Consider the following 26,285-nt stretch of genomic DNA (forward strand, 5'->3'; position numbering starts at 1 on the left):
GCCGGCTGACCGAAAACGCTGGCGTGCTAAGGCAAGATAGGACTGTGGCAACCAAGGACCAGATCAGCGACCAGTTAAGCAGCGAAAAAGTCGAACTTCCCGAAGACCAGCTCCCGGGCGAGGCCCTGAAGGCGGAGTACGAGCAGCTGGTGGATGAGGTCCGCCGGCACCGCTTCGCCTACTACAGCGAAGACGCGCCGCTGATCTCCGATGCCGAGTACGACCAGCTGTACCGGCAGCTCGAGAAGATCGAGGCGCTGCATCCGGAACTGGTGGCCAACGATTCGCCCACCCAGGACGTCGGCGGCGAAGTGTCCGCAGCCTTCACGCCCGTGCAGCATCTGCAGCGGATGTACAGCCTGGAGGATGTGTTCTCCATCGAGGAGCTGGACGCGTGGGTGGCGCGGGCGACGGCGTCTGCCGCACAGGTCGCGCCGCAGGCCCCGCTGCGCTGGCTGACGGAACTGAAGATCGACGGCCTGGCCGTCAACCTGCTCTACCGCGACGGCGCCCTGGTCCGCGCCGCTACCCGCGGCGACGGCCACACGGGGGAGGACATCACGCACAACGCCCTCACTATCGCGGACATTCCGCGCCGGCTGTCCGGGGACAATGTTCCGGCGGAGGTGGAAATCCGCGGCGAGGTGTTCATCCCGTCCAAGGCGTTCGCGGCCCTGAACGAGTCGCTGGTGGAGGCCGGCAAAGCGCCGTTCGCCAATCCCCGGAACGCGGCGGCCGGTTCGCTGCGCCAGAAGGACCCCAAACTGACGGCGCAGCGGCCGCTGAGCATGTATGTGCACGGCATCGGGGCCCGGGAGGGCCTGCAGGCCGCGAGCCAATCCGAAACGTACGAACTGCTCAAGGACTGGGGACTGCCCACTTCGCCGTACTTCAAGGTGTTGGCCACCTATGAGGAGGTGCTGGAGTTCATTGCGCACTACGGGGACCACCGGCACGACCTGCTGCATGAGATCGACGGCATTGTGGTCAAGGTGGATGATTTTGCCCTGCAGCGGGCGCTGGGCCACACCTCCCGGGTGCCGCGCTGGGCCGTGGCCTACAAGTACCCGCCGGAGGAAGTGAACACCAAGCTGCTGGACATCCAGGTCAACGTCGGGCGCACCGGCCGGGTGACCCCCTTCGGCGTTATGACGCCGGTGAAGGTGGCCGGCTCCACCGTGGAGATGGCCACCCTGCACAACCAGGACGTCGTCAAGGCCAAGGGCGTGCTGATCGGGGACACCGTGGTGCTGCGCAAGGCCGGGGACGTGATCCCGGAAATAGTGGGCCCCGTCGTTGCACTCCGCGACGGCACGGAACGGGAATTCATGATGCCCACCCATTGCCCGTCCTGCGGCATGGAACTGGCGCCGGCCAAGGAAGGGGACGTGGACATCCGTTGCCCCAATGGCAGGTCCTGCCCCTCCCAGCTGCGCGAGCGGGTGTTCCACCTGGCCGGGCGCGGCGCGTTCGACATCGAGGCCCTCGGCTGGGAGGCGGCGATTGCGCTGACCCAGCCGGCCGAACCGGAGGTGCCGCCGCTGACCACCGAGGCGGACGTCTTTAACCTCACCAAGGAGCAGCTGGCGGACGTCCGGATTGCCCGGGAGAAGAAGGTCAAGGGTGTTGCCACCGGCGAGACGGAGCTGGTCCCGTACTTCTACACCAAGGGCACGCCCAAGAAGCCCTCGGTCCCCACCGCGAACACCAACAAGCTCTTCGAGGAACTGGAGAAGGCCAAGTCCCAGCCGCTGTGGCGGGTCCTGGTGGCGCTGTCCATCCGGCATGTCGGTCCGACGGCATCGCGTGCCCTGGCCACCGCCTTCGGTTCCATGGACGCCATCCGGGCCGCTTCGGAAGAGCAGCTGGCGGAGGTTGACGGCGTCGGCCCCACCATCGCCGCCGCCCTCATCGAATGGTTCGCGGTGGACTGGCACCGCGAGATCGTGGACCGGTGGGCCGCCGCCGGCGTGCGGATGGCCGACGAGGTGGACCATGGCACCCCGCGTACCCTGGAGGGGCTGACGGTCGTGGTTACCGGAACGCTGCCGAATTTCAGCCGGGACGAGGCCAAGGAAGCCATTATCACCCGCGGCGGCAAAGCGTCCGGATCGGTCTCGAAGAAAACCGACTACGTGGTGGCCGGAGAAAATGCCGGCTCCAAACTCGACAAGGCAGAGCAGCTGGGCCTGCGGATCCTGGATGAAGACGGATTCCGGAAGCTCCTGGCGGAAGGAAGCGCATGAGCGACGAACCCACTGAACCCCAGGCGGACACCGGGCTGGCCGCCGAACTGCTGCATGTCGCGAAGCAGGCCGCCGAGGCTGGTGCCGAGGTCCTGATCAAGCGCGATGCCGCCATCCTGGAGGCCTCCAACAAGAGCGCCGACGGCGACTGGGTCACCGCGTTCGACATTGCCGCCGAACAGGCGATCCGCCGCGTCATCAGCCAGTCCCGGCCGCACGACGCCATCACCGGGGAGGAATTCGGCACTACGGTACCGGCGGGTGCCTCCGGTATCCGCTGGGCCATTGATCCGCTGGACGGCACCACCAACTTCATCCGCAACATCGTCTACTACGCCACCTCGGTGGCCGTGGTGGACAGCGGCGGCGAATGGCTGGCCGGCGTCGTCAACGCACCCGCGCTGGGGCGGGTCTACTGGGCGCACCGCGGCGGCGGAGCCTGGCTCGAAGAGCACGCCCGGGACGGGCACACGACACTGCGCCGGCTCTCCGGACCGGTCCCCGGACGGAAGGGCCGGCTGCTGGGCACCGGATTCTCCTATGACCGGCTGACCCGCCGGCAGCAGGTCGGCGCACTGCTGCCGCTGATGAAGGGCTTCGCGGATGTGCGGCGGATCGGTTCCGCAGCCCTGGACCTTTGCATGGTGGCGGACGGGACACTGGACGTCTATGCCGAACGCGGCCTGAACGAACACGACTGGGCGGCCGGGGCGCTCATCGCCGAAGAAGCCGGGGCCTGGGTGCACCGGCCGAACCTGACATCGGCGCTGGAGGGCGGGCCGACGGAACCCGAACGTTTGGCGGCCGTCACGGCCGCGGGATTGGCGGCGGAGACGCAGACTTTCGGGCTCGTCCCGCCGTGGACCTGAACCGGTGGATCTGAACCCGGGGGACAGCATGAACGGTGTGGAACAGCAGCTGGCAGGCAGGTTTTGGGCGGCGGTCGGCGGCGATCCCGCCCGCGTGGAGGCCATGGAGGCACGCGGAACGGGCGTCCTGCCCTCGGCCTTCGCCGTGTCGGAGCTGGCCTGCGCGGCGATCGGTACCGCCGGCCTGGCTGTCAGTGAATTGCTCCGCCCGGGCAGCCGGGTGACAGTGGACCGGGGGCTTTCGTCGCTGTGGTTCGGTGCGTCCTTCCGGCCGGTGGGCTGGGAGCTGCCGCCGGTCTGGGATTCGATCGCGGGCGATTATCCCTGCGCCGACGGCTGGATCCGGCTGCACACGAACGCCCGGCACCACAAGGCGGCGGCGCTGCGAGTCCTGGGCGCGCCGGAGGAGCGGGAAGCGGTGGCGGCCGCGGTAGCCGGCTGGGCGGGCGAGGACCTGGAGCAGGCGATCGTGGATGCCGGCGGATGCGCCGCCCGGATGCGCACCGCTGATGAATGGCGGGAGCATCCCCAGGGCAAGGCCGTCCTGCAGGAGCCGCTGATCCACTGGGACCTCCGGGACGCCAAACACCCGGAGCAGCGCCCGGCCCTTCCGGCCAGCGCCGCCCGACCGCTGGCCGGGCTGAAGGTGCTTGACCTCACCCGGGTGATCGCAGGCCCCGCGGCGACCAGGTTCCTCGCCGGACTGGGTGCCGCCGTGCTGAGGATCGATCCGTCCTCCTGGCAGGAACCGGGGCTGGAGCAGGAGATGACCCTGGGCAAGCGCTGTGCCTTCCTTGACCTGAAATCCCCACGCGGGGCGGCCACTGTGCGCGGACTGCTGGCCAAGGCCGATGTGCTGGTGCACGGCTACCGGCCGGGAGCGCTGACCGGACTCGGACTCGGGGGCGCTGACCTGAGGACGATGAAGCCGGACCTGATCGTTGCGGGCCTCGATGCCTACGGTTTTTCCGGGCCGTGGGCGGGCCGCCGCGGCTTCGACTCCCTGGTGCAGATGAGCAGCGGGATTGCCCACGCCGGCATGGGTCATTTCGGCTCCGGCCGGCCGCGTCCGCTCCCGGTCCAGGCACTCGACCATGCCGCCGGCTACCTGCTGGCCGCCGCCGTCGTTCGGGCCGTGGACCTCAGGCGCCAGGGAACCATTGCGGCAGCGCGGGTCTCCCTGGCGCGCACCGCCGTCGAACTGCTGGCCACCGGACCGTCGGGGAACGGTCCGGAGCCGTCCGCCCAGGCCTACGCCGGTGTGCCGGAGGATACCGCGTGGGGAAGCGGCAGGCGGCTTCCGGCGCCGCTGGACATCGCGGGCGTTAGGATTTCCTGGGACCGGCCGGCGTCACCGCTCGGCTCTTCCGGCCCCGAATGGGCTGTCCCGGACTGGCCCGCTCCGTAGCCCGCCTCCCCGCCCCGACGATCGACAGGATTTCCACCCCCATGAGCATCACCATCCGTGCGGCCACCGAGGCAGATTACGACGACGTCCGGCGGATCACCCGCGACGCGTACCTGCACGGCGGGCACGCAGCGGAAGGCGATGCCTACCTGGCCATGCTGGAGAATGTGGAGCACCGCGCCGCGCATGCGCTGGTGTGGGTGGCCGAGGTCGACGGTAGGGTGGCCGGTTCGGCGGCACTGACCTTTCCCGGGCAGAAATATTCGGACATCGCTGTCGACGGCGAGCTCGAGTTCCGGATGCTGGCCGTCGATCCGGCGGTCCAGCGGGGCGGGATCGGCCGGGCGATCGTCGAGGCGATCGTGGACTACGCCCGCTCCCTGGACGGGGTCGACGCGGTGAGCCTGACCAGCGGGGCGGACATGACCCGTGCGCATCGGCTGTATGAGTCGCTGGGCTTCCGCAGGGTGCCCGAACGGGACTGGCTCGTCCCCGGCACGGACATTCGGCTGTGGGTTTTCCGACTGGCATTATAGCTGCTTGTCAAGGTTTTCCTAGCCCAATTTGAGGTATTGGATACCCCCAAAATTGGGGGTTTTCGCGGCCTTGATTCAGGGGGGCGCTTTTGGTGAACGCCGTCGCGGGGAAGTAAAACGTCATGCTAGCCGGTGGGGGGCTTTCCGGGCAGGGGCCGGCCGCGGAGGGTTCAGGTCCAGGATTGATCAGGGGCGCTGCAGCGGCGGCACCTACATGGCCATCCACGACATGCGCATGTCCATCCCTGGGGTATCCCGGATGAACTGCTGAGCGTGCACGCCGGGGAGGGCGGTCAGCCATGACAAGTTTTTTGGTGCGATGGAGCCTGCAGTTCCGCCTGCTGGTGCTGGCCATAGCCGCCGGAATCATCGCCATGGGAATTGTGCTTCTGCCGGATTCCCCGGTGGATGCCCTTCCGGAGTTTGCGCCCGCACACGTCGAGATCCAGACCGAGGCTCTGGGCCTGTCCGCCGTCGAAGTCGAACAGCTGATCACCTCCCCGATGGAAGTCGACCTGCTCAACGGCGTGGCCTTCGTGGATGAGATCAGGTCCGAATCCGTCCCCGGACTGTCCTCCGTTGAACTGGTCTTCGAGCCCGGCACCGACCTGCTGCGGGCCCGCCAGCTCGTGGCCGAGCGGCTGACCATGGCGCACGCGCTGCCCAATGTGTCGACGCCGCCCATCCTGATGCAGCCGCTGTCCTCAACCAGCCGGATCATGATGGTCCGGCTGTCCTCCACCGAAATCCCGCTGATCGACATGTCCGTCCTGGCCCGCTGGAACATCAAGCCGCGGCTGATGGGCGTTCCGGGAGTGGCGAACGTTTCCATCTGGGGCCAGCGGGAACAGCAGATGCAGGTCCAGATCGATCCGGGGGTGCTGCAGGAGCGGGGCGTCACGCTCAGCCAGGTTATCCAGACCACGGGCAACGCCGTCTGGGTGTCTCCGCTGACCTTCCTCAAAGCGTCGACACCGGGCACCGGCGGCTTCCTTGAGACAGGGAACCAGCGGATCGGCATTCAGCATGTCCTGCCGATTACCTCCCCGACCGACCTGGCCCAGGTCAGCGTCGAAGGAGTGACCGGTGACCCGCTGGTCCTGGGTGACGTCGCGACTGTCGTGGAGGATCACCAGCCCCTGATCGGCGATGCCGTGGGTCAGGAGGATCCGGCCTTGCTGCTGGTCATCGAGAAGTTCCCCGAAGCCAACACGCTGGAGGTGACGGAGGAGCTGGAGGAGGCCCTGGCCGACCTGCGGCCGGGCCTGACTGGTATCGAGATCGACCATACGGTCTATCTGCCGGCGGCGGCGATCGGGGATTCGGTGCGCAGCCTGGGGATCGGCCTGCTGGTCAGCCTGCTGCTGGCCGCCGGGCTGCTGGGCCTGGTCTTCCGGTCCTGGCGGATCGCGTTCATCGGCCTGCTGGTCATTGCGGTTTCCGCCATCGGGGCCGTGCTGGTGCTGTACGCGCTGGGGGTCGTGCTGAACACCATGGTCTTCGCCGGCCTGGTGCTGGCGCTCGCGGTCATCGTCGGAGACGTTGTGGCGGATCTGCACGGTCTTCAGCGCCTTCAGGGCCGCCGGGCGGCACACGCCGATGCGGAGGCACCGCCGTCGAAGGCCGAACTCATCGGCCGGACACTCCAGGACACCCGGTATTCCATCCTGTTCGCGGCGCTGATCATGGCGCTGGCAGTCATGCCGGTCTTGTTCCTGGCCGGGGTGGACGGCGCGCTGTTCCGTCCGCTGGTCCTGTCCTACCTGCTGGCCCTGGCGGTGGCGATGCTGGCCGCCTGGACCCTCACGCCCGCGCTGGCCGCAACGCTGCTCACCGCCGGGACCGTCGGGGCTGCACCGAGGTTCGCGGGCAAGCTGCGCCGCCGCCACCGGCGGATTCTGGATACGGCTGCCGCGCGGAGCAAATGGACCATCGCGGCGGCCGCGGTGGTGGCAGTGGCCGGTGCGGCGGCGATCCCGATGCTGGCTGCGGGACAGCCGGCGGTGCCCGCAACGCAGGGACGGACGCTGCTGATCCAGTGGGACTCCATGCCGGGCACGGCCAACGAGGAGATGGGCCGGATCAGCGACAACGCGAGCCGCGAGCTTCGCGCCCTGCCTGGTGTCGTCAATGTCGGCGGGCATGTCGGACGTGCCATCACCTCGGATGAAATCACCGGCGACGTGAGTTCGGCCGAGCTGTGGGTGACCATGGCCGAGGATGCCGATTATGACGCCGTCACGGCAGCCGTGACTGAGATCGTCAGCGGCTATCCCGGTGTGGACGGCAGCGTCCTGACCTACGGACAGGACCGGCTCCTCGAGGAACGGAGCCGGACCCAGCACGACTTCCTGGTCCGCATCTACGGTATTGACCTGGACGTCCTGCGCGAGCAGGCCGAGCAAGTGCGCCAGGTGATGGCGCGGACCCAGGGCGTGGCCACCCCGCGCCTGGACCTGCCGCCCGAGCAGCCGATCGCCGAAATCGAAGTGGATCTGGCGGCCGCAGAAGCAGCCGGAATCAAGCCGGGCGATGTCAGGCGTTCGGCCGCGGCGCTGCTGCAGGGCATTGAAGTCGGCTTCCTCTTTGAGCAGCAGAAGGTCTTCCAAGTGGTCGTCAAGGGCGTTCCGGCAACCCGGAACAGCCTCACCAGTGTGGCGGAACTGCTGATTGACACTCCGGATGGCGGACATGTGCGGCTCGGCGAGGTTGCCGACGTCAGGATCGCGCCCAGCCAGACCGTCATCAGGCACGACGACACCTCCCGCTACATCGATGTCGTGGCGGATCTTGACGGGCGGTCCGTGGGAGCTGTCGCCGCCGATGTACGGGCGGAACTGGCGCAGCTGGACTTCCCGCTCGAATACCACGCGCAGGTCCCCGAACGGTTCGAGGCGGAGCAGGATGCTGTGCGGCTGGTCTGGGCCCTTGCCGCGGCTGCCGTCATCGGCATCGTGATCCTGCTCCAGACTGCACTGGGCACCTGGCGGTTGGCCGCAGCGGTGACCCTGGCGCTGCCGCTGGCGCTGGCCGGCGGCGTACTGGGGGCACTGCTCAGCAGCGGGATCGGCTCGCAGTTGACCCTGATCGGGTTCGGGGCCGTGCTGGGCATCGCGGCACGCGACAGCATCCTGCTGGTGCGGCGCGCCCAGGGCAGGGATGCCCAGGGCAGGGATGCCCAGGGCAGGGATGCCCAGGTTCCGGGCGGCGGGTCCGATGCCGGCCGGTCGCCGTCGTCGTCCATCCTGCAGGCAGCGTGTGAACGGCTGCTGCCCACCGCTTCCACCACGCTGATGACCGCTGCGCTGCTGCTGCCGCTGGTGCTGTTCGGCGGGGCGCTCGGCAGGGACGTCATCCTCCCGCTGGCCGCCGTTGTCTGGGGTGGCCTGGTGGCGTCGGCGGTGCTGACGCTGATCGTCCTGCCCGTCGTCCTGCTCCTGATCGGCGTGGAGGTCCGGGATGACGAGATGAAACCGGAACGGGTGACGGCCGCGACGGGCCGCCAGGAGGGGTGGAAGCCATGAGCACAGCACATCGCACGGGCCGCAGGCCGCATCCCTTTGCGGCGGCGGTGCTGGCCGCCCTCGTGCTCGCCGGTGCCGCCGCGTGCGGCGGGGCGCCGGCGGACGCCACCCGCACCAATTTTCCGGCAACCCTTGAGGAAATCGAGGGCCAGGAAGTCAGCCGTATTACCGTCACGGAACGGGGCGCCGAACGGCTCGGACTGATGACCGCAACCATCGAGCCGGCCGGCGGAGGCCTGCGGATACCGTACGCGGCGCTGTTGTACGACGCCGGCGGCCGGACCTGGGTGTACACCAATCCGGAGCCGCTGGTCTTCGTCCGCGCACCGGTGACCGTGGAACGCATCGATGGTGATGCCGTGATGCTGTCGGCAGGCCCGGCGGCCGGCACGGTCATCGTCACGCAGGGCGCAGCCGAACTGTTCGGAGCGGAACTGGATACGGCGAACTAGGCCAATGCAGGAACCGGGGCAATCGCGATGCGCAGGATAATCGGCTTCAGCCTGAAATTCCGGGCGATGGTCGTCGCCCTGGCCTGCGGCCTCATGGTCCTGGGAACCGTCCAGGTCAGCAGCGCCTCGGTCGACGTCTTTCCGGAGTTCGCGCCGCCGCGCGTCGAAATCCAGACCCAGTGCGTGGGCCTGACGGCATCGGAGGTGGAGCAGCTGGTGACCGTTCCGCTGGAGGAGGCGCTGAACGGCGTCGAGGGTCTGGATGAGATGCGTTCAAAGTCCGTCTCCCAGCTGTCGTCGATCCAGCTGATCTTTGAACCCGGCACGGATCTGCTGACGGCCCGCCAGCTGGTCTCGGAACGGGTTGCCGCTGTCACCCCCACGCTGCCGAGCTGGGCCGCGCCGCCGCTGATGCTGCAGCCGCTGTCCTCGACCAGCCGGGTCATGAAGATCGGCCTGTCCTCGGACGAACACTCGCTGATCGACCTGTCGATGCTTGCCTACTACAAAATCCGGGCGCACATTCTGGCCGTGCCGGGCGTGGCCAATGTTGCCGTGTGGGGACAGCGGAAGGAGACGCTGCAGCTCCAGGTCGATCCCGAACGGATGCAGGCCCGCAATGTCTCCCTCGACGAGGTCCTGGCAGTCACCAACGACGCGCTCGACGTCGGCCTGTTGGCCTATTCGCCGGGAACAATGGTTGGCACCGGCGGCTTCATCGAGACCCCGAACCAGCGGATGGGCATCCAGCATGTCCTGCCCATTGCCACGCCGGAGGACCTGGCCCAGGTCACCATCGGGGAGCGGGACGGCGCGCCGCTGAGGCTCGGCGACATCGGCGATGTCGTGATCGACCACGTGCCGCTGATCGGCGATGCCGTGATCAACGACGGCGAAGGCCTGATGCTGATCGTGGAGAAGCTTCCCTGGGGCAACACGCTGGAAGTGACGCACGGCGTGGAGGAAGCCATGCAGCAGATCGCAACGGCGCTGGACGGCGTCGAAGTTGACACTGCGATCTTCCGTCCGGCCACCTTCATTGAACAGTCCATCGACAACCTCAGCCTGGCCCTGCTGCTGGGCGTCGTACTGGTGATCATGGTGCTGGGTGCCTTCCTGTTCCAGTGGCGGACGGCCCTGATCAGCATGATCGCCATCCCGCTGTCCTTGATCGCCGCCGGCGTGGTCATCATCATGTCCGGCAGCACCGTGAACACCATGATCCTCGCGGGGCTGGTGATCGCAGTCGGGGTGGTGGTTGATGACGCGATCATCGATATCGAGAACATCGTCCGCAGGCTGCGTCAGAACCGCGCCCAGGGCAGTACCCGGTCCACCGCCTCCGTGGTGCTGGAAGCCTCGGTGGAAGTCCGCGGTCCCATCGTCTACGCCACACTGATCATTGTGGCCGCGGCAGTTCCCATCTTCTTCCTCGAAGGACTCACCGGCGCGTTTTTCCGGCCGCTGGCCACCTCCTACACGCTGGCGGTGTTCGCATCGATGCTCGTGGCTCTGACGGTTACCCCCGCGCTGGCGCTCATCCTGCTGCGCAAGGCGCCGCTGGACCCGAAGGAACCCCCGCTGGTCCGCTTCCTCAAGCGGAGCTACCACACGGCACTGTCCCGGATCATCCGCCGGCCGGCACCGGGCTACCTGACCTTCGCCGTCGTGACGCTGGCCGGCGTCCTGGTGCTGCCCGTGCTCGGCCAGGCGCTGCTGCCGTCCTTCAAGGAACGGGACTTCCTGATGCACTGGGTCACCCAGCCGGGCACGTCGGTGGTGGAGGAGGTCCGGATCAGCAAACGTGCCTGCCGGGAGCTGCTGGCGGTGCCCGGAGTGCTGAACTGCGGCTCGCACATCGGCCAGGCGGTGGCCTCGGACGAAGTCGTCGGTGTCAATTTCGGTGAGAACTGGGTCAGCGTGGATCCGGCGGTTGATTACGACCAGACCCTGGCCGCCATCCAGGCGGTGGTCGACGGCTATCCCGGCATCCACCGCGATGTGCAGACGTACCTGAAGGAACGGATCCGGGAGGTGCTCACCGGTACAGGCGACGCCATCGTCGTCCGGCTCTACGGGCCCGACCTGGAGGTCCTGCGCGACCTGGCTGACGACGTGGAGGAAGTCTTTGCCGGAATCGAAGACGCTGCCGAGGAGCATATCTCCCTGTCGGTGGACGTCCCCCAGATCAATGTGGAAGTGGACCTGACGGCAGCCCAGCAGTACGGGCTGAAACCCGGCGATGTGCGCCGGGCCGCCGCCGCGATGATGGCCGGTATCGAAGTGGGCGATCTGTGGCGCGAGGGCAAGGTCTACGACGTGATTGTCTGGAGCCCGAAGGAAACCCGTTCCAATGTGACGAGTGTCGAAAACATGCCGCTCGACACGCCCTCTGGCCAGCGGATCCGGATGGCGGATGTCGCCTCCATTGCGGTCCAGCCGACGCCGAACGAAATCGACCGGAACGACAATTCGCGCCGCATCGATGTCAGCGCCAATACCGACGAGGACGGGGACCTGGGCGCGGTCGTAGCGGAACTGGAGGAGGGGCTCGAGGCGATCGACTTCCCCACTGGATACCGCGCGGAAATCCTGGGCGAGTACGCGGAGCGCCAGGAAGCAGCGCAGCGGCTGCTGATCGCCGCCGGCGCCGCGGTCGTGGTGATCTTCCTGCTGCTGCAGGCCTCATTCGGCAGTTGGCGGCTGGCGACGCTGATTCTCCTGACGCTGCCGGTAGCCCTGGTCGGCGGCGTGCTTGCCGCGTACTTCACCGGCGGTGTGCTGTCGCTGGGGTCCATCGTTGGGTTCCTGACCGTCATGGGCATTGCCGCGCGCAACGGCATCCTGCTGATCAACCACTGCCAGCACCTGGAGAAGTATGAGAGCGAAACGTTCGGTCCGGCGCTGGTGCTGCGCGGGGCAGGGGAGCGGCTCTCGCCGATCCTCATGACCACCCTGGCCACCGGTCTGGCACTGGTGCCGCTGGTCATCATGGGCAACATTCCGGGGCATGAGATCGAACATCCGATGGCGGTGGTCATCCTCGGCGGCCTGGCCACCTCCACGCTGCTGAACCTGTTCGTGGTGCCGTCCCTGTACCTGCGTTTCGCCAAGCCGAAGGACCGGTCCCAGGATCCTCTGGCGCGGTGGCGCCGCGGCGGGCAGGCCGCGGTGCTGCCACCGCATTAGAATGGCAGGGAAACCTTATCCATTTGCAGGGGAGATTCATGACTGTCATCAGTCGTGAGCAAGTCGCGCACCTGGCGCGGCTGGCTCACATTGAGATGAGTGCGGAAGAGCTGGACAAACTGGCCGGCGAACTGGATGTCATCGTCGATTCGATCAAATCCGTCAGCGAAGTGGCCGGAGACGATGTGCCCGCCACCTCGCATCCGATCCCGTTGACCAATGTGTTCCGCGAGGACGTGGTGGGGGAGACGCTGACGGCCGAACAGTCGCTGTCCAACGCCCCCGACTCGGCGGACTCCCGCTTCAAGGTCCCTGCAATCCTGGATGAGGAGTAAACGCCGGACATGTCCCATTCTGAACTGATTACCAATACCGCCGCCCAGCTGGCCGAGAAACTGGCCGCCAAGGAAGTGTCCGCCGTCGAGGTCACCCGCGCGCACCTGGACCGGATCGCGGAAGTGGACGGGCAGATCAATGCCTTCCTGCACGTGAACACCGGGGAGGCGCTCGCCGTCGCCGCGGAGGTGGACAAGGCCCGCGCCGCCGGCGGAACGGAAGCCGGGGAACTGCACCCGCTGGCGGGCGTGCCGATCGCGATCAAGGACCTGATCGTTACCATCGGCCAGCCGACCACCGCGGGCTCGAAGATGCTCGAGGGCTGGATGAGCCCCTACGACGCGACCGTGATCAAGAAGATCCGCGCGGCGAAGATGCCCATGCTGGGCAAGACCAACCTGGACGAGTTCGCAATGGGCTCCTCCACCGAGCATTCCGCCTACGGCCCCACCCGCAACCCCTGGGACCTGGACCGCATTCCCGGCGGTTCGGGCGGCGGCTCCGCGGCCGCCGTCGCCGCTTTTGAAGCGCCGCTGGCGCTGGGCACGGATACCGGCGGTTCCATCCGCCAGCCCGCCGCCGTCACCGGTTCGGTGGGGGTCAAGCCGACCTACGGCGGCGTCTCCCGCTACGGCGCCATCGCGATGGCGTCCTCGCTGGACCAGATCGGCCCGGTATCCCGCACCGTGCTGGATTCCGCGCTGCTGCACGAGGTGATCGGCGGCCACGATCCGGCCGATTCCACCTCGCTGCCCGACCCGGTCGGCGGGCTGGTGGAGGCCGCGAAATCGGGCAGCGTCAAGGGCATGCGCATCGGCGTCATCAAGGAACTGCAGGGCGAAGGCTACCAGGCCGGTGTCCTGGCCCGCTTCCATGAATCACTGGACCTGCTGCGGGATGCGGGCGCTGAGATCGTGGAGGTCTCCTGCCCCAACTTCAAGTACGCGCTGGGTGCGTACTACCTGATCATGCCGTCGGAGGCCTCGTCCAACCTGGCCAAGTTCGACGGCGTCCGGTACGGTCACCGGGTCATGCCGGCTGACGGTCCAGTCACCATTGAACGCGTCATGGGTGCCACCCGCGCCGCCGGTTTCGGCGACGAGGTCAAGCGCCGCATTATCCTGGGCACCTACGCGCTGTCCGCCGGCTACTACGACGCCTACTACGGCTCGGCCCAGAAGGTGCGCACGCTGATCCAGCGTGACTTCGATGCTGCCTTCGCCCGGACTGATGTGCTGATTTCGCCGACCTCGCCGGTGACGGCATTCCGGCTCGGTGAAAAGCTGGACGATCCGCTGGCGATGTACCTGAACGACGTCGCCACCATCCCCGCGAACATGGCCGGCGTGCCGGGCCTGTCCCTGCCCGGCGGCCTGGCCGAGGAGGACGGGCTGCCGGTCGGCATCCAGCTGCTGGCCCCGGCCCGGGAGGATGCACGGCTGTACCGTGCCGGCGCCGTCCTGGAACGGCTGCTGGAAGAAAAGTGGGGCGGGCCGCTGCTCGCCCAGGCGCCCGCCCTCGCAGGCGCCGGCCTGAATGCACACGAAGGAGCGAAGTAATGTCTGTCCAGACTCAGGACGAGATCCTGTCCTTCGAAGAGGCCATGGAGAAGTACGATCCGGTACTTGGCTTCGAGGTCCATGTCGAGCTGAACACCAAGACGAAGATGTTCTCCGCCGCGCCGAATGTCTTCGGCGACGAGCCGAACACCAACGTCACCCCGGTGGACCTGGGCCTGCCGGGCGTGCTGCCGGTGGTCAACAAGACCGCGGTGGAATCGTCCATCAAGATCGGCCTGGCCCTGAACTGCCAGATCGCCGAGTACTGCCGCTTCGCCCGGAAGAACTACTTCTACCCGGATACGCCCAAGAACTTCCAGACCTCGCAGTACGACGAGCCGATCGCCCACGACGGCTGGATCGACATCGAGCTGGAGGACGGCACGGTGTTCCGCGTGGAGATCGAGCGCGCCCACATGGAAGAGGACGCCGGCAAGCTGACCCACATGGGCGGGGCCACCGGCCGCATCCAGGGCGCGGACTTCTCCCTGGTGGACTACAACCGCGCCGGCATCCCGCTGGTGGAGATCGTGACCAAGCCGATCGAGGGCGCCGGTGCGCGCGCTCCCGAATTGGCCAAGGCCTATGTTGCCGCCATCCGCGAGATCGTGAAGAACCTGGGCGTCTCCGATGCACGCATGGAACGCGGCAATGTCCGCTGCGATGCCAACGTCTCCCTGCGCCCGCACGGCCAGGAAAAGTTCGGCATCCGGTCCGAAACCAAGAACGTGAACTCGCTGCGCGCCGTCGAACATGCCGTACGGTACGAGATCCAGCGCCACGCCGCGGTGCTGGACTCCGGCCAGGCCGTAACGCAGGAAACCCGGCACTGGCACGAGGACACCCGCACCACCACCGCGGGCCGGCCCAAGTCCGATGCGGACGACTACCGGTACTTCCCGGAGCCGGACCTGGTACCCGTGGTCACCACCCCGGAGTGGATCGAGGAACTGCGCGCCCAGCTGCCCGAGCCGCCCGCGGAGCGCCGCAAGCGCCTGAAGGAAGCCTGGGGCTACTCCGACGCCGAGTTCCGCGACGTGGTCAACGCCGGGGTGATGGACGCGATCGAGGAGACCATCGCCGCCGGTGCCACGCCCGCCGTCGCCCGGAAGTGGTGGATGGGTGAGATTTCCCGCCTGGCCAAGCAGTCCGACGTCGATCCCGTGGATCTGGGTGCCACGCCGGCGATGATCATCGAGCTCAACTCGCTGATCGAGTCCGGGAAGATTAATGACAAGCTGGCCCGCAAGGTGCTCGAGTACGTCCTGGCCGGCGAGGGTTCGCCGGCTGAGGTCGTGGAGAAGCACGGCATGGCCGTGGTGTCCGACGACGGCGCCCTCCTTGAGGCGGTCGACGCGGCGCTGGCCGCGCAGCCGGATGTCGCGGACAAGATCCGCGGCGGCAAGGTCCAAGCGGTCGGTGCGATCGTGGGCGGCGTCATGAAGGCAACCCGCGGCCAGGCCGACGCCGGCCGCGTGCGCGAGCTGATCCTGGAGCGCCTCGGCGTCCAGGGCTAAGTGAAACCCAACGGGGCCCCGCACTTTTGGTGCGGGGCCCCGTTCTTTGTTCGCTTTGAGTAATGTTTCGAGCCCTGCGTAATGTTTCGATAAGTTCGTTGCATATGATGCACGCCACATCTAGACTCGTGACCGCGGTTTGAGCTTTTTATCAAACGTCGACTCCGGTATTACGGATGACTGCCGCAGACAGAAAATCATCGAAGATGACCCAGGGGGACAAATATGGCCGGCCAGTTCGAAATTTTCCAGGACCACAACGCCGAGTACAAGTTTCGGCTGACAGCCGATGACGGCGCCGAGATCGCAGTGTCCGGTGCCTACGACCACAAGGCTGCCGCGGTCAAGGCCATCTTTGCCGTCCGCGAGCACGCCGCTTCGGGTCTGGTCGTCGACCTGTCTGCCTGACCCGCTCCGCAACGGAGCCAGGGTTTTTCCGCCGGCCGCGCCTCATTGGATGAGGTGCGGCCGGCGGACCTTTTCCGGGAGCCGCTCGACTCCGTAAGGTGGCGGGTATGAAGGCGCTGTTCAAGTCCGGGCCGCATGCGGGCTTCGACCTGGTGGACCGTCCCGAACCGGAGCCCCGTGACGCCGAGGTCAAGATCAGGGTCCTGGCCACCGGAATCTGCGGCACCGACCTGCATATCCGGGACTGGGATGCCTGGGCGCAGCACGCCGTCACAGCGCCGCTGGTCCCCGGCCACGAGTTCTACGGCGAGGTCGTGGCGGTCGGTTCCGGGGTCCATGATGTGCGGGTGGGGGACCGGGTGTCCGGGGAAGGCCATATTGTCTGCGGGATCTGCCGCAACTGCCGCGCGGGCCGGCGCCAGATGTGCATCCGTACGGTGAGCGTCGGCGTTCAGCGGGACGGAGCCTTCGCCGAATACATTGTCATCCCGGAAAGCAATGCCTGGGTGCACCATGAAAGCGTCACCCCTGAGCTGGGTGCAATTTTTGACCCCTTCGGCAACGCTGTCCACACCGCCCTGATGTTTCCGGTCGTGGGCGAGGATGTGCTTATCACCGGTGCCGGGCCAATCGGACTGATGGCGGCCGCCGTCGCGCGTTTTGCCGGTGCACGGTTCATCGTGGTGACGGATGTGAGCGAACCGCGGCTGGAACTGGCCCGGCATATGGGCGTGGACATGGCCCTGAATGTCTCCGAGCACAGCATCCGCGAGTCCCAGCGGCAGCTGGGACTGCGAGAGGGCTTCGATGTCGGCATGGAGATGTCCGGCCGGCCGACCGCCCTGCCGGAGATGATCCGCAATATGAACCACGGCGGCCGAATTGCCCTGCTGGGCCTGCCGACGACGCCGATCGACATCGACTGGTCCACGGTGGTCACCCACATGCTCACGCTCAAGGGGGTCTACGGACGGGAGATGTTCGAGACGTGGAACGCTATGAGCGCCATGCTGCAGTCCAGCCGCTGGCTGCATGATGCGGTGTCCAGCGTCATCACGGACAGCCTTCCCGCTGCCGACTGGCAGCGCGGCTTCGCCGTGGCCAGCGAAGGCAGCGGCGGCAAGGTTGTGCTGGACTGGACACAGATCTGATCGCGGGAGTCAGGAGGAACGGCATGTTCACCATCAGGGACGAGCTGCGGCATGAACTCGACGGGATCCGCGGCGCCGGCCTGTTCAAGGCCGAACGGCACATCGATTCCCCGCAGTCCAGCCACATCAGGGCCGGCAGCCTGGGCGCGGAAGCCCGCGAGGTGCTGAACTTCTGCGCGAACAACTATCTGGGCCTGGCGGATGATTCTCGGATGATCGCCGCCGCCAAGCAGGCGCTGGATGAGCGCGGCTTCGGCATGTCCTCGGTACGGTTCATCTGCGGAACCCAGGACAAGCACCTGGAACTGGAGGCTCGGGTGTCGGAGTTCCTCGGCACCGAGGACACCATCCTATTTTCCTCCTGTTTCGACGCCAACGGCGGGGTCTTCGAGCCGCTGTTCGGCGAGGAGGATGCGATCATCTCCGACGAACTGAACCACGCCTCGATCATCGACGGCATCCGGCTGAGCAAGGCCGCCCGCTACCGGTACCGGAACCGGGACATGGCGGACCTGGCCGCCCAGCTGCAGGCGGCGTCCGGTGCCCGCCGCCGGATCGTCGTGACCGACGGTGTCTTCTCCATGGACGGCTACTTGGCGCCGCTGCGGGAGATCTGCGGCCTCGCCGAGCAGCATCATGCCCTGGTCATGGTGGACGATTCGCATGCCGTCGGATTCATGGGCCCCACCGGCGCCGGGACTCCGGAGCACGCCGGCGTGTCGGACCGGGTGGACATCTACACCGGTACCTTCGGCAAGGCGCTGGGCGGGGCCTCCGGCGGCTACGTCGCCGGCCGGGCGGAGATCGTGGCACTGCTGCGGCAGCGGGCGCGGCCGTACCTGTTCTCCAACAGCGTGGCCCCGGCGATCGTGGCCGCGACCCTGCAAGCCTTGGAACTGGTCCAAGGCAGCGGCAGCCTCAGGGATACCCTGCGGGCCAATGCCGCGCACTTCCGCGAGCGCATGGCCGAGGAGGGCTTCGACTTGCTGCCGGGCGAGCACCCGATTGTTCCGGTCATGTTCGGCGACGCGGTGCTGGCCGGAAAAATGGCCCAGCGGATGCTGGAGCACGGCGTGTACGTGACGGCGTTCAGCTACCCGGTGGTGCCCCGGGGCAAGGCACGCATCCGGGTCCAGCTCTCCGCCGCGCACAGCCCGGAGGACATCGAAACCTGCGTCCGGGCCTTCGCAGCCGCCCGCGAGGAATTGGCCGGGGACCGACTCAGCGCGCCGTGAGCGCGTCCACGACGAACGCGTAGTCCCAGGCAACGTCCTTCCACTTTTCGTAGCGGCCGCTGGGTCCGCCGTGCCCGCCGTCCATTTCCGTCTTCAGCACGATCGGCTTCGAACCGGTGGACACCTCGCGCAGCCTGGCCACCCACTTGGCCGGCTCCACATACAGCACGCGGGTGTCGTTCAGGCTGGTCACCGCGGCAATCGCCGGATAGGCGACCGGGCGGACATTCTCGTACGGGGAATAGGACTTCATGTAGTGGTAGACCTCCGGATCCGTGATCGGATTGCCCCACTCCTCCCATTCGAGCGCAGACAGCGGCAGGTCCGGATCGAGGATGGTGGTCAGCGCATCGACGAACGGCACCTGCGCCACGATGGCACGGTACTTTTCCGGCGCCAGGTTCGCCACCGCACCCATCAGCAGGCCGCCGGCACTGCCGCCCATCGCGGCAATGCGCGTCGGATCCGCCCAGCCGGAGGCAGCGATATGGACCGTGGCGTCCACGAAGTCCGTGAAGGTGTTCTTCTTGTACAGTTTCTTGCCGTTCTCGTACCAGTGCCGGCCCATCTCGCCGCCGCCGCGGATGTGCGCGATGACGAAGATGATCCCGCGGTCCAGCACGGACAGGCGGGCGATCGAGAACCCCGGATCCATGCTGACCTCGTAGGAGCCGTAGGCATACTGGAGCACCGGATTGGTGCCGTCCCGCTTCAGGTCCGCGCGCCGGATGATCGAGAGCGGGATCCTGGTCCCGTCCGCAGCGACAGCCCAGTCGCGCTCCGCAACGTACCGGCCGGCGTCGTACCCGCCCAGCACAGGAGTCTCCTTCCGCAGGTGCAGTGCCGCCCGCTCCGCCGGTTCCCCGGCGGCCGCCGGGAAGTAATCGTAGACCCGCGGCGGAGTGACGAAGGAGGTGTAGGACAGGCGCAGCACCGGCGCCTCGAACTCGGCGGCGCTGACGTGGCAGGTATAGAGCTGTTCGTCGAAGGCGGGTTCGACGGCGGCCGCCCCGGCTGCGCGCGCTGCGTCGCCTTCTGCCGCCTCCAGCGCCGCCAGCGGGATGATCTGGACGCGCTCGGTGGTGTCCTTGCGCAGCGAGACGACCAGATGGGTGCTGGTGATGCCGGCGCCGTTGATGCGCACCTCGGCGTTGTGCGGAATCACCGTGGTCCAGTGCTGCTCCGCCAGCGGCTTGCCGGCGTCGGACACGTCCATCAGGCTGACCATGGAATTGACGGCGTCCCGGTTGTGCACCAGGACCAGCTTGTCGACGCCGGCCAGCGTCACCGGCTCGGCTTCATACAGGATGCGCTCGTCCCGACTGATGATGGTCTGCAGTTCCGCGTCCGGCCGCCGCAGGTCCAGCAGCCGCAGCTCGCTGTACTCGGAGCAGCCGCTGCCGATCACCAGGTAGTTCCGGTTGCTGGAGACGTCGAAGCCCACCCACATGCCCGGGTCGTCTTCGGTGAATACCACTGTGTCCTCGGCGATCTGGGTTCCGAGCGTGTGGCGGCGGACCTGGTAGGGCCGCCAGCTCTCATCCACCACGGTGTAGAAGATGGACCGGCCGTCGGGGGAGAAGGCGCCGCCGTAGAACACATCCGGGATCGTGTCGGACAGCAGCTCGGCGGTGCGCAGGTCCTTCACGTACTGGGTGAACCGTTCGTCGCCGGTGTTGTCCACCGAGTACGTCAGGAAATCGCCGTCCTCCGAGACGGAGAAACCGCCCAGCGCGAAGAACGGTTTGCCTTCGGCCTCCGCGTTGCAGTCAAGCAGCACGATTTCGCCCGGAACCGGGGTTGAAGGGTCGACGGCGGGCGGGGTCCAGTCCGCGGCGATGTCACCGGTGTCCTGCGCCGCGGTGCGGCAGTAGATGGGGTACTGGCTGCCCTCTACGGTGCGGCTGTAATACCACCAGGCGCCCTTGCGCCCCGGGACCGACAGGTCCGTTTCCTGGGTGCGGTTCTTGATCTCATTGAAGATGTCCGTGCGCAGCTGTTCCTGGTGCTGCGTCAGGGCTTCCGTGTAGAAGTTTTCCGCCTTGAGGTGCTCGATGACCTCCGGGTTGTCCTTGTCCCGCAGCCACTCGTAGTGGTCCACGAACTCGTCCCCGTGGTGGGTGCGGGTCTGCGGTACCTTGCGGGCAACAGGAGGCTGGGCTGAGGCAGGGTCGGTAGAGCTCATGGGCTCCATCCTACGGCTGTCATCCGTGCGGCGGTGGACGTTGCAGGTCCCTCAGTCGTTCCGTTCGGCCTGGTGCTGGGCTCCGGTTCCGCCGACTTCCCGGGGCAGCTCGAGGACCGGGACCAGGACCAAGTCCTGGATCTTCCAGTCCAGGTCGATGCACTTGGACCGGGCCTGCGCCAGGACCTGCAGCGACGGCATCGCGCCGTCGCGGGGTACGACGAAGGATTCGATGTGGAAAACGTGGCCCTCGTCGCGGACCCGCGATCCGGCGTCGTGCACCCACGGGAGCCCACGCAGGTACTCGTCGAGTTCGGCGATCAGCGGGTGTGGTTCAGAATCGTCGAAGGTGGTGGCCCGGGCATCCATCAGGTCCCTGATGGCCCCGCCCATGTTCTTCACGCCGTCGCGCAGGATGCTGCCGGCGATAAAAAGGGCGGCGGCAGCATCGGTCCACCAGAGCCCGATTCCGATGCCGGCGACGCCGACGATGGCTCCGATGGCGGTCATCCAGTCCGCCTTGTTCATGTCCGCGTCCGCGTACAGCACCTTGTCGTGGATTTCCTTCGCAAGCTTCAACTTGATCCGGCCCAGGATCACCGGCGGCACGGAGGTGATGGCCATGACAAGCATCATGAGCCAGCCTAGCCAGAAGGTCTGCCCGAACAGTTGGACCGAGCCAATGGGCGGATGTTCACCCCGCAGCAGCGTGAGCGCGGATTCAACCACCAGGACGGCACCCATGACCAGCAAGGCGACACCGGCGACCAGGTGGGCGACGCCAATCGAACGGTGGTAGCCGTACGGGTGGGCAGTCGTGGGCGCCTTGCTGACGATCTTGACCGCCAGGAGGAAGGCGATCGGGGGAGCGATTGAGAGCATGTCCTCGATCCACGCCGCACGCATGGCTTGGGAATTGCCCAATACCAGGAACACCAGTGTGGCGGTGACTGCCAGCGTCCCGATGCTGATCCACTCGATGCGGATGGCGCGCTTGAGGACCTTGGCCTGCTGGTCCGTCAACTCAGTGCGACCGAACCTGCGCGTCATGGCTGTACCTCCTGTTCCAGCAGGAACCGTTCGAGTGCCAGGAGGAAGGCGTTCTCACCCATCCGGGCCGCCATCACCAACTTCTCCTGCTTTCCGGCTTCGTTTTCGGCTTCGGCGTACGGTTTGGTGATGGCCGCCTTGTCCGTCCATGGGGACTTTGACGTCAGCCCACCGATCACCAGGTCCAGCTCGCCGCGGCGCAGCTCCTCCATGAGGGATTCCTCCCCGCCGCCGGACCACTCAATCCGGGCGCCAATGGATTCTGCGAAGTCCTCGACCAGGTCCACTTCGATCCCGCTGGGCGGTGCATTGTCATTGAGCTCGGTCCATGGTTCGTTGGGGGAGACGCCCACCCGCATGATCCCGCCGCGGACGCGTTCCAGCGTGCCCTCGGGATCAGCAGGGATGCTGATTCCACAGCCCGCCAGGACCATCAGGACGGCAAATGCGGCAATTCCTGCTAACAGTCTTCCGGTGTAGACCCTCATGCCCTGACCATAACCATGCTTGCCAATCGGTGAAAGCCGCGTTTACTGGATTGGATGGAAACCGTATCGACGCTCCTTGACTCGATCGCCGGCATTGGCCGTGATCCGGTTCGCGGCGGCTACTCACGGCCGGTGTTTTCCGCTGCGGAACTGCAGCTGCGCAGCTGGTTCACCGAGCAGGCCCAACGGCGCGGGCTGGCGGTGGAATCGGACCGGAACGGGATCTTGTGGGCCTGGTGGGGTGAACCGCAGGAGGGCGCGCTGGTGACCGGCAGCCATCTGGATTCGGTGCCCGGCGGCGGCGCCTACGACGGCCCGCTTGGCATTGCCGGCGCGCTGGCCGCGGTGGACGTGCTCCGCGGCCGTGGAGTTGAGCCGCGGCGGCCGCTGGCCATCGCCGTCTTTCCCGAGGAGGAGGGTTCCCGTTTCGGCGTCGCCTGCCTGGGAACGCGCCTGCTGACCGGCGCCATTGATCCGGACAAGGCCCGCAGGCTGAAGGACGCCGACGGAAACACCTTCGCGGACGTCTGCGCCGCCAACGGGATCGACCCCGGCCGCCTTGGCCCGGATCCGGACAACCTGCGCCGGATCGGAGACTTCGTCGAGCTCCATCTGGAACAGGGCCGGGGCCTTGCCGACCTGGGACATCCCGTGGCCGTCGGCTCCTCGATCCTCGCCCATGGACGCTGGAAACTGTCCGTGGCCGGACAGGGCAACCATGCCGGCACGACACTGATGGCGGACCGGACGGATCCCATGGTTGCCGCCGCCCATATGGTGCTGGCCGTCCAGAAAGCGGCGCGGGCGCAGCGGGATGCCCGTGCGACGGTCGGGCGCCTGCAGCCTGTGCCGGGCGGGACGAATGCCATCCCATCGCGGGTCGATCTCTGGCTGGACGTGCGCCATCCCGTGGATGAGGTGATGGCCGCCGTCGTCGAAAAAATCCACGGCCAGGCACAGAAGATCGCGGCCTTCGAAGGATGCACAGTGACGCTGACGGAGGAATCGTTCAGCCCGGCGGTGCAGTTCGACCGCCACCTGCAGCGGCAGCTGGTGCAGTCGCTGCCCGGCGCGCCGGTCCTGGCCACCGGTGCGGGGCACGATGCCGGAATCCTGTCCGCCGTCGTGCCTGCCGGGATGCTGTTCGTCCGCAACCCGACGGGGATCTCGCATTCGCCCGAAGAGTTCGTGGAGCCCGCAGACGCCGATGCCGGCGCCGTGGCGTTGGCCGACGTCATCGAGGATCTGGTGTGACGGCGGCGGTTCGGCTGCCCGCTGCCGTCAACGCGCATTCGCACGCGTTCCACCGGCTCCTGCGCGGCCGGACCCAGGACCAAACCGGCAGTTTCTGGGCCTGGCGGGAGCGGATGTACGCGGCCGCCCGGTCGCTGGAGCCGGAGAGCTATGAGCGTCTGGCGACCGCTGTTTTCGCCGAGATGGTGGTGTCCGGTTTCAGCGCAGTCGGGGAATTCCACTATCTCCACCACCGGCCCGACGGCAGCCCGTATCCCGGCCACGGCATGGAATTGTCCTTGGCACGTGCGGCCCGGAAGGCCGGAATCCGGCTGGTGCTGCTGGATGCCTGCTATCTGGAGGGCGGGATCGGACAGCCGCTGAATGCAACGCAGCGCCGGTTTTCCGACGGCGGTGTGCGCGCCTGGCTGCGCAGGCTGGCGGACCTGCGGTCCGCCGTCGCGCAACAGTTCGATTCGGAATGGGTGCGCGTGGGCGCTGCGGTCCACTCCGTCCGGGCCGTCGTCCCCGCGGACCTGGCAGTCATTGCCGCGGAGCTGGACCCGGACATCCCACTGCACATCCACCTGTCCGAACAGCCGGTGGAAAATGCGCAGTGCCGGGCAGTCTATGGCCTGGGTCCTACGGAACTGCTGCACCGCAGCGGGCTGCTCACCGCCCGGCTGTCCGCAATCCATGCGACCCATCTGGACCCGCGGGAAATTGAGCTGCTGGGCGCCGCCGGCTGCTCTGTTGTTCTGTGTCCCACCACGGAGGCCGACCTCGCCGACGGGATAGGCCCCGGCGTCGAGCTTGCCGCCGCCGGAGCCGCCCTGGCGCTGGGAACGGACCAGCACGCCGTCGTTGATCCCTGGCTGGAAATGCGGGCGCTGGAGCACGGGGAGCGCCTGCGCAGCGGCATCCGCGGCCGTTTCACGCCGCAGCAGCTGCTGGAGGCAGCCACGGCCGGCGGCAGGCGCAGCCTCGGCCTGGACCAGCCTGGCCTGGACCAGCCTGGACTGGACCAGTCTGGGCTGGACCAGTCTGGGCTGGACCAGTCTGGGCTGGACCCCCTTGCCGGAAGCCCGTGTCCGGACGACTGGATGGAAATCCGCACGGACACAGTCCGCACCGCCGGCGCGGCCCCGGAGCAGCTGCCGCTGGTGGCGACCGCCGCCGACGTTGCCGCGGTCTCCATCGGCGGCAGGATCGTGGCCCGCAACGGCATTCATGAGACCCTGGGCGACCCGGCGGACCTGTTGCGGGATGCGATCGGAGCACTGCGGCCGCCTGGCCAGTGCAGGTAAGCGATCGCTGCAGTCAAGCAGCAGGCAAGATAGTACGCATGCACAGTGATCAGCCGTCATCATCCACGGGATCGTCCATCGGGGCCCGGCAGCTGGAGCGGCCCCGCAGCCTGGCCGGGCTGCGGGCGGAGGTCCTCATTGTCCTGGGGCTTTCGCTGGGACAGTCGGCCGTCTACGCAGTGGTCAACCTGCTGGACAAGCTCACCCAGGGTCCGCTGTCCGGACAGACCACCACGCTCAACCCCGGCCTGAACGACCGCCAGTACTTCGACCTGACCTACCAGCTGCTGGACATCGTCTTTACGTTGGTGCCGGTGGCCCTGGTGCTGTTCCTCATGACGGAGCCGGGCCGGTCCGCGTTCCGGCGGATCGGCTTTACCTTTGCGCGGCCGGCGGTGGACTTCGGGCTGGGTTTCGGGCTGGCGGCGGTGATCGGAGCGGGCACGCTGGGCGTCTATGCCGCCGGCCGCGCACTCGGGTTGACGACGGCGATCGTGCCCACCGCACTGGACACCTACTGGTGGACCCTGCCGGTGCTGATCCTGTCGGCGCTGCGCCACGCCGTGCTGGAGGAGGTCATCGTGGTGGCCTACCTCTTCGACCGCTTCGGCAGGTTCGGCTGGGCGGTGCCGACGACCGTCGTCGTCAGCGCGCTGATCCGTGGCAGCTACCACCTCTACCAGGGGTTCGGCCCGTTCATCGGCAATGTCCTGATGGGCCTCATTTTCGGCTATGCCTACTTAAAGACGAAGCGCGTGATACCACTGGTCGTGGCCCACGCGCTCCTCGATATCGCCGGCTTCGTTGGCTATGCCCTCTTCGGTCCGGCGATCGGCATCGGCAGCTAAATCGTCACCAAGCCGTTGGCCGTGTCAAACGTGACGGAAACAATGCCGGGCGTGCCGTTCGGCGCGATCCAGTCCACCTTCACGTCGTCCAGCGGATGCTCCACCGGGGTGCCCAGCCATTCGGTCACCCGTTCGGCCGAGCCGGCGATCGTCATCGATGCCAACCGCACCGTGGCCGGGAAGGCGTTGGACGGGTGCAGGGAAGGATCGCTTTCCCACTTGACCATGAACGGAACCTGCGGGTCCGCGATCAGGCCCTTGATGCCGATCTGCTGCCAGAGCAGCTCGCGGCCGTCCGGGAACTTGCGGTTGCCGGGGACGGCGTTGCGGCCCAGGCGCTTTTCGAACGGGGCCAGGTCGTCAACGGCGACGCACCAGCCCATCCAGCCGCCGCCCGCTTCGGAGCGCGCACGCACGGCCTGGCCGAAGGGAGCCTTGTCGGACACGGGATGGTCCAGTACCTCGAGGACGTCGAGGTACTGCCCGTTGGTGAGCGAGAAAATCATGTTCCGGGTACCGAAACGGGGATGGATTCCGCCCTTGACGGGCTTGATGCCGAGCTGGTCGGCGATGCGGTCGGCGGTGGCCGCCAGACCGTCAGGTTCACAGGCATAAGAAACATGGTCCAGGCGCATACGGACATATTTGCACTTTGTGATCTGGCTCTCGACTAAGGCGAGCCTAAGTGAATCGTTCCCGTCGCCTGGAGGAATCTTTTGTTACGCGCGTCCGAAATGTAGCGTG

General features: G+C 67.2%; 20 protein-coding genes. 16 read left to right on the forward strand and 4 right to left on the reverse strand.

Going from position 1 to position 26,285, the window contains the following annotated elements:
- Positions 1-62 precede the first annotated feature (62 nt).
- The 13 genes from ligA to AC5RWU_RS15375 all read left to right on the forward strand — a co-directional run bounded on the left by ligA (position 63) and on the right by AC5RWU_RS15375 (position 18,430).
- Positions 63-2,246, forward strand: a complete 2,184-nt coding sequence (gene ligA / locus AC5RWU_RS15315) for an NAD-dependent DNA ligase LigA (protein ID WP_494028906.1) — start codon at positions 63-65, stop codon at positions 2,244-2,246.
- A complete protein-coding gene (locus AC5RWU_RS15320) occupies positions 2,243-3,115 on the forward strand; it encodes an inositol monophosphatase family protein (protein ID WP_494028847.1) in 873 nt (290 codons plus the stop codon). Before ligA ends, AC5RWU_RS15320 begins: the two co-directional genes overlap by 4 nt.
- A gap of 4 nt (positions 3,116-3,119) precedes the next feature.
- Positions 3,120-4,523 carry a CoA transferase gene (locus tag AC5RWU_RS15325; protein WP_494037056.1) on the forward strand — a complete coding sequence of 468 codons (1,404 nt, stop codon included), beginning with the start codon at positions 3,120-3,122 and terminating at the stop codon, positions 4,521-4,523.
- 41 nt (positions 4,524-4,564) lie between these two features.
- Positions 4,565-5,059 (forward strand): GNAT family N-acetyltransferase, encoded by a 495-nt coding sequence (locus tag AC5RWU_RS15330; protein ID WP_494028845.1) that lies wholly within the window; start codon positions 4,565-4,567, stop codon positions 5,057-5,059.
- Positions 5,060-5,358: 299 nt separating this feature from the next.
- On the forward strand, positions 5,359-8,583 hold the full coding sequence (locus AC5RWU_RS15335; RefSeq protein WP_494028844.1) for an efflux RND transporter permease subunit: 3,225 nt from the start codon (positions 5,359-5,361) through the stop codon (positions 8,581-8,583).
- Positions 8,580-9,035: a hypothetical protein gene (locus AC5RWU_RS15340; RefSeq protein WP_494028843.1), complete on the forward strand. Its 456-nt coding sequence runs from the start codon at positions 8,580-8,582 to the stop codon at positions 9,033-9,035. Before AC5RWU_RS15335 ends, AC5RWU_RS15340 begins: the two co-directional genes overlap by 4 nt.
- 27 nt (positions 9,036-9,062) lie before the next feature.
- On the forward strand, positions 9,063-12,224 hold the full coding sequence (locus AC5RWU_RS15345; protein ID WP_494028842.1) for an efflux RND transporter permease subunit: 3,162 nt from the start codon (positions 9,063-9,065) through the stop codon (positions 12,222-12,224).
- Between the two features lie 38 nt (positions 12,225-12,262).
- A complete protein-coding gene (gatC, locus tag AC5RWU_RS15350) occupies positions 12,263-12,559 on the forward strand; it encodes an Asp-tRNA(Asn)/Glu-tRNA(Gln) amidotransferase subunit GatC (protein ID WP_494028841.1) in 297 nt (98 codons plus the stop codon).
- A gap of 9 nt (positions 12,560-12,568) precedes the next feature.
- Positions 12,569-14,119: an Asp-tRNA(Asn)/Glu-tRNA(Gln) amidotransferase subunit GatA gene (gatA, locus tag AC5RWU_RS15355; RefSeq protein ID WP_494028840.1), complete on the forward strand. Its 1,551-nt coding sequence runs from the start codon at positions 12,569-12,571 to the stop codon at positions 14,117-14,119.
- On the forward strand, positions 14,119-15,636 hold the full coding sequence (gene gatB / locus AC5RWU_RS15360) for an Asp-tRNA(Asn)/Glu-tRNA(Gln) amidotransferase subunit GatB (protein WP_494028839.1): 1,518 nt from the start codon (positions 14,119-14,121) through the stop codon (positions 15,634-15,636). The genes gatA and gatB overlap by 1 nt, the downstream gene beginning before the upstream one ends.
- 225 nt (positions 15,637-15,861) lie before the next feature.
- Complete coding sequence (locus tag AC5RWU_RS15365) at positions 15,862-16,044, forward strand: YegP family protein (RefSeq protein WP_494028838.1); 183 nt, start codon at positions 15,862-15,864, stop codon at positions 16,042-16,044.
- A 107-nt stretch (positions 16,045-16,151) separates the two neighbouring features.
- Positions 16,152-17,195 (forward strand): L-threonine 3-dehydrogenase, encoded by a 1,044-nt coding sequence (gene tdh / locus AC5RWU_RS15370; protein ID WP_494028837.1) that lies wholly within the window; start codon positions 16,152-16,154, stop codon positions 17,193-17,195.
- Between the two features lie 23 nt (positions 17,196-17,218).
- The gene (locus AC5RWU_RS15375; protein WP_494028836.1) at positions 17,219-18,430 is read left to right on the forward strand and encodes a glycine C-acetyltransferase; all 1,212 of its coding nucleotides are present in this window, start codon (positions 17,219-17,221) and stop codon (positions 18,428-18,430) included.
- Here AC5RWU_RS15375 and AC5RWU_RS15380 read toward each other — a convergent pair.
- The 3 genes from AC5RWU_RS15380 to AC5RWU_RS15390 are packed head-to-tail and all read right to left on the reverse strand — an operon-like array spanning position 18,417 to position 22,153.
- Positions 18,417-20,624, reverse strand: coding sequence for a S9 family peptidase (locus AC5RWU_RS15380; protein WP_494028835.1), 2,208 nt, complete (start codon positions 20,622-20,624; stop codon positions 18,417-18,419). The genes AC5RWU_RS15375 and AC5RWU_RS15380 overlap by 14 nt on opposite strands.
- Positions 20,625-20,666: 42 nt before the next feature.
- A complete protein-coding gene (locus AC5RWU_RS15385) occupies positions 20,667-21,665 on the reverse strand; it encodes a cation diffusion facilitator family transporter (protein WP_494028834.1) in 999 nt (332 codons plus the stop codon).
- Entirely contained in the window at positions 21,662-22,153 is a 492-nt protein-coding gene (locus tag AC5RWU_RS15390; RefSeq protein WP_494028833.1) for a transporter substrate-binding domain-containing protein, read from the reverse strand. Before AC5RWU_RS15390 ends, AC5RWU_RS15385 begins: the two co-directional genes overlap by 4 nt.
- A gap of 54 nt (positions 22,154-22,207) precedes the next feature.
- Between AC5RWU_RS15390 and AC5RWU_RS15395 the strand changes: the two genes are divergently transcribed.
- The 3 genes from AC5RWU_RS15395 to AC5RWU_RS15405 are packed head-to-tail and all read left to right on the forward strand — an operon-like array spanning position 22,208 to position 25,541.
- Positions 22,208-23,407, forward strand: coding sequence for an allantoate amidohydrolase (locus tag AC5RWU_RS15395; protein ID WP_494028832.1), 1,200 nt, complete (start codon positions 22,208-22,210; stop codon positions 23,405-23,407).
- On the forward strand, positions 23,404-24,693 hold the full coding sequence (locus AC5RWU_RS15400; protein ID WP_494028831.1) for a formimidoylglutamate deiminase: 1,290 nt from the start codon (positions 23,404-23,406) through the stop codon (positions 24,691-24,693). The genes AC5RWU_RS15395 and AC5RWU_RS15400 overlap by 4 nt, the downstream gene beginning before the upstream one ends.
- A gap of 38 nt (positions 24,694-24,731) precedes the next feature.
- Complete coding sequence (locus AC5RWU_RS15405; protein WP_494028830.1) at positions 24,732-25,541, forward strand: CPBP family intramembrane glutamic endopeptidase; 810 nt, start codon at positions 24,732-24,734, stop codon at positions 25,539-25,541.
- Here the strand turns inward: AC5RWU_RS15405 and AC5RWU_RS15410 are convergent.
- Complete coding sequence (locus AC5RWU_RS15410) at positions 25,538-26,176, reverse strand: VOC family protein (protein ID WP_494028829.1); 639 nt, start codon at positions 26,174-26,176, stop codon at positions 25,538-25,540. The genes AC5RWU_RS15405 and AC5RWU_RS15410 overlap by 4 nt on opposite strands.
- Between the last annotated feature and the right edge of the window lie 109 nt (positions 26,177-26,285).

Source organism: Arthrobacter sp. B0427-1-12, from assembly GCF_059092905.1.

Bases quoted from the DNA above. Each gene is read 5' to 3' on its own strand.
- AC5RWU_RS15340 (WP_494028843.1), top strand. From the start codon at position 8,580: ATGAGCACAGCACATCGCACGGGCCGCAGGCCGCATCCCTTTGCGGCG.
- AC5RWU_RS15410 (WP_494028829.1), bottom strand. From the start codon at position 26,176: ATGCGCCTGGACCATGTTTCTTATGCCTGTGAACCTGACGGTCTGGCG.
- AC5RWU_RS15345 (WP_494028842.1), top strand. From the start codon at position 9,063: ATGCGCAGGATAATCGGCTTCAGCCTGAAATTCCGGGCGATGGTCGTC.
- AC5RWU_RS15330 (WP_494028845.1), top strand. From the start codon at position 4,565: ATGAGCATCACCATCCGTGCGGCCACCGAGGCAGATTACGACGACGTC.
- AC5RWU_RS15375 (WP_494028836.1), top strand. From the start codon at position 17,219: ATGTTCACCATCAGGGACGAGCTGCGGCATGAACTCGACGGGATCCGC.
- AC5RWU_RS15405 (WP_494028830.1), top strand. From the start codon at position 24,732: ATGCACAGTGATCAGCCGTCATCATCCACGGGATCGTCCATCGGGGCC.
- gatA (WP_494028840.1), top strand. From the start codon at position 12,569: ATGTCCCATTCTGAACTGATTACCAATACCGCCGCCCAGCTGGCCGAG.
- AC5RWU_RS15380 (WP_494028835.1), bottom strand. From the start codon at position 20,624: ATGGAGCCCATGAGCTCTACCGACCCTGCCTCAGCCCAGCCTCCTGTT.
- AC5RWU_RS15390 (WP_494028833.1), bottom strand. From the start codon at position 22,153: ATGAGGGTCTACACCGGAAGACTGTTAGCAGGAATTGCCGCATTTGCC.
- AC5RWU_RS15395 (WP_494028832.1), top strand. From the start codon at position 22,208: ATGGAAACCGTATCGACGCTCCTTGACTCGATCGCCGGCATTGGCCGT.
- gatC (WP_494028841.1), top strand. From the start codon at position 12,263: ATGACTGTCATCAGTCGTGAGCAAGTCGCGCACCTGGCGCGGCTGGCT.
- AC5RWU_RS15335 (WP_494028844.1), top strand. From the start codon at position 5,359: ATGACAAGTTTTTTGGTGCGATGGAGCCTGCAGTTCCGCCTGCTGGTG.
- AC5RWU_RS15365 (WP_494028838.1), top strand. From the start codon at position 15,862: ATGGCCGGCCAGTTCGAAATTTTCCAGGACCACAACGCCGAGTACAAG.
- AC5RWU_RS15320 (WP_494028847.1), top strand. From the start codon at position 2,243: ATGAGCGACGAACCCACTGAACCCCAGGCGGACACCGGGCTGGCCGCC.
- tdh (WP_494028837.1), top strand. From the start codon at position 16,152: ATGAAGGCGCTGTTCAAGTCCGGGCCGCATGCGGGCTTCGACCTGGTG.
- gatB (WP_494028839.1), top strand. From the start codon at position 14,119: ATGTCTGTCCAGACTCAGGACGAGATCCTGTCCTTCGAAGAGGCCATG.
- AC5RWU_RS15385 (WP_494028834.1), bottom strand. From the start codon at position 21,665: ATGACGCGCAGGTTCGGTCGCACTGAGTTGACGGACCAGCAGGCCAAG.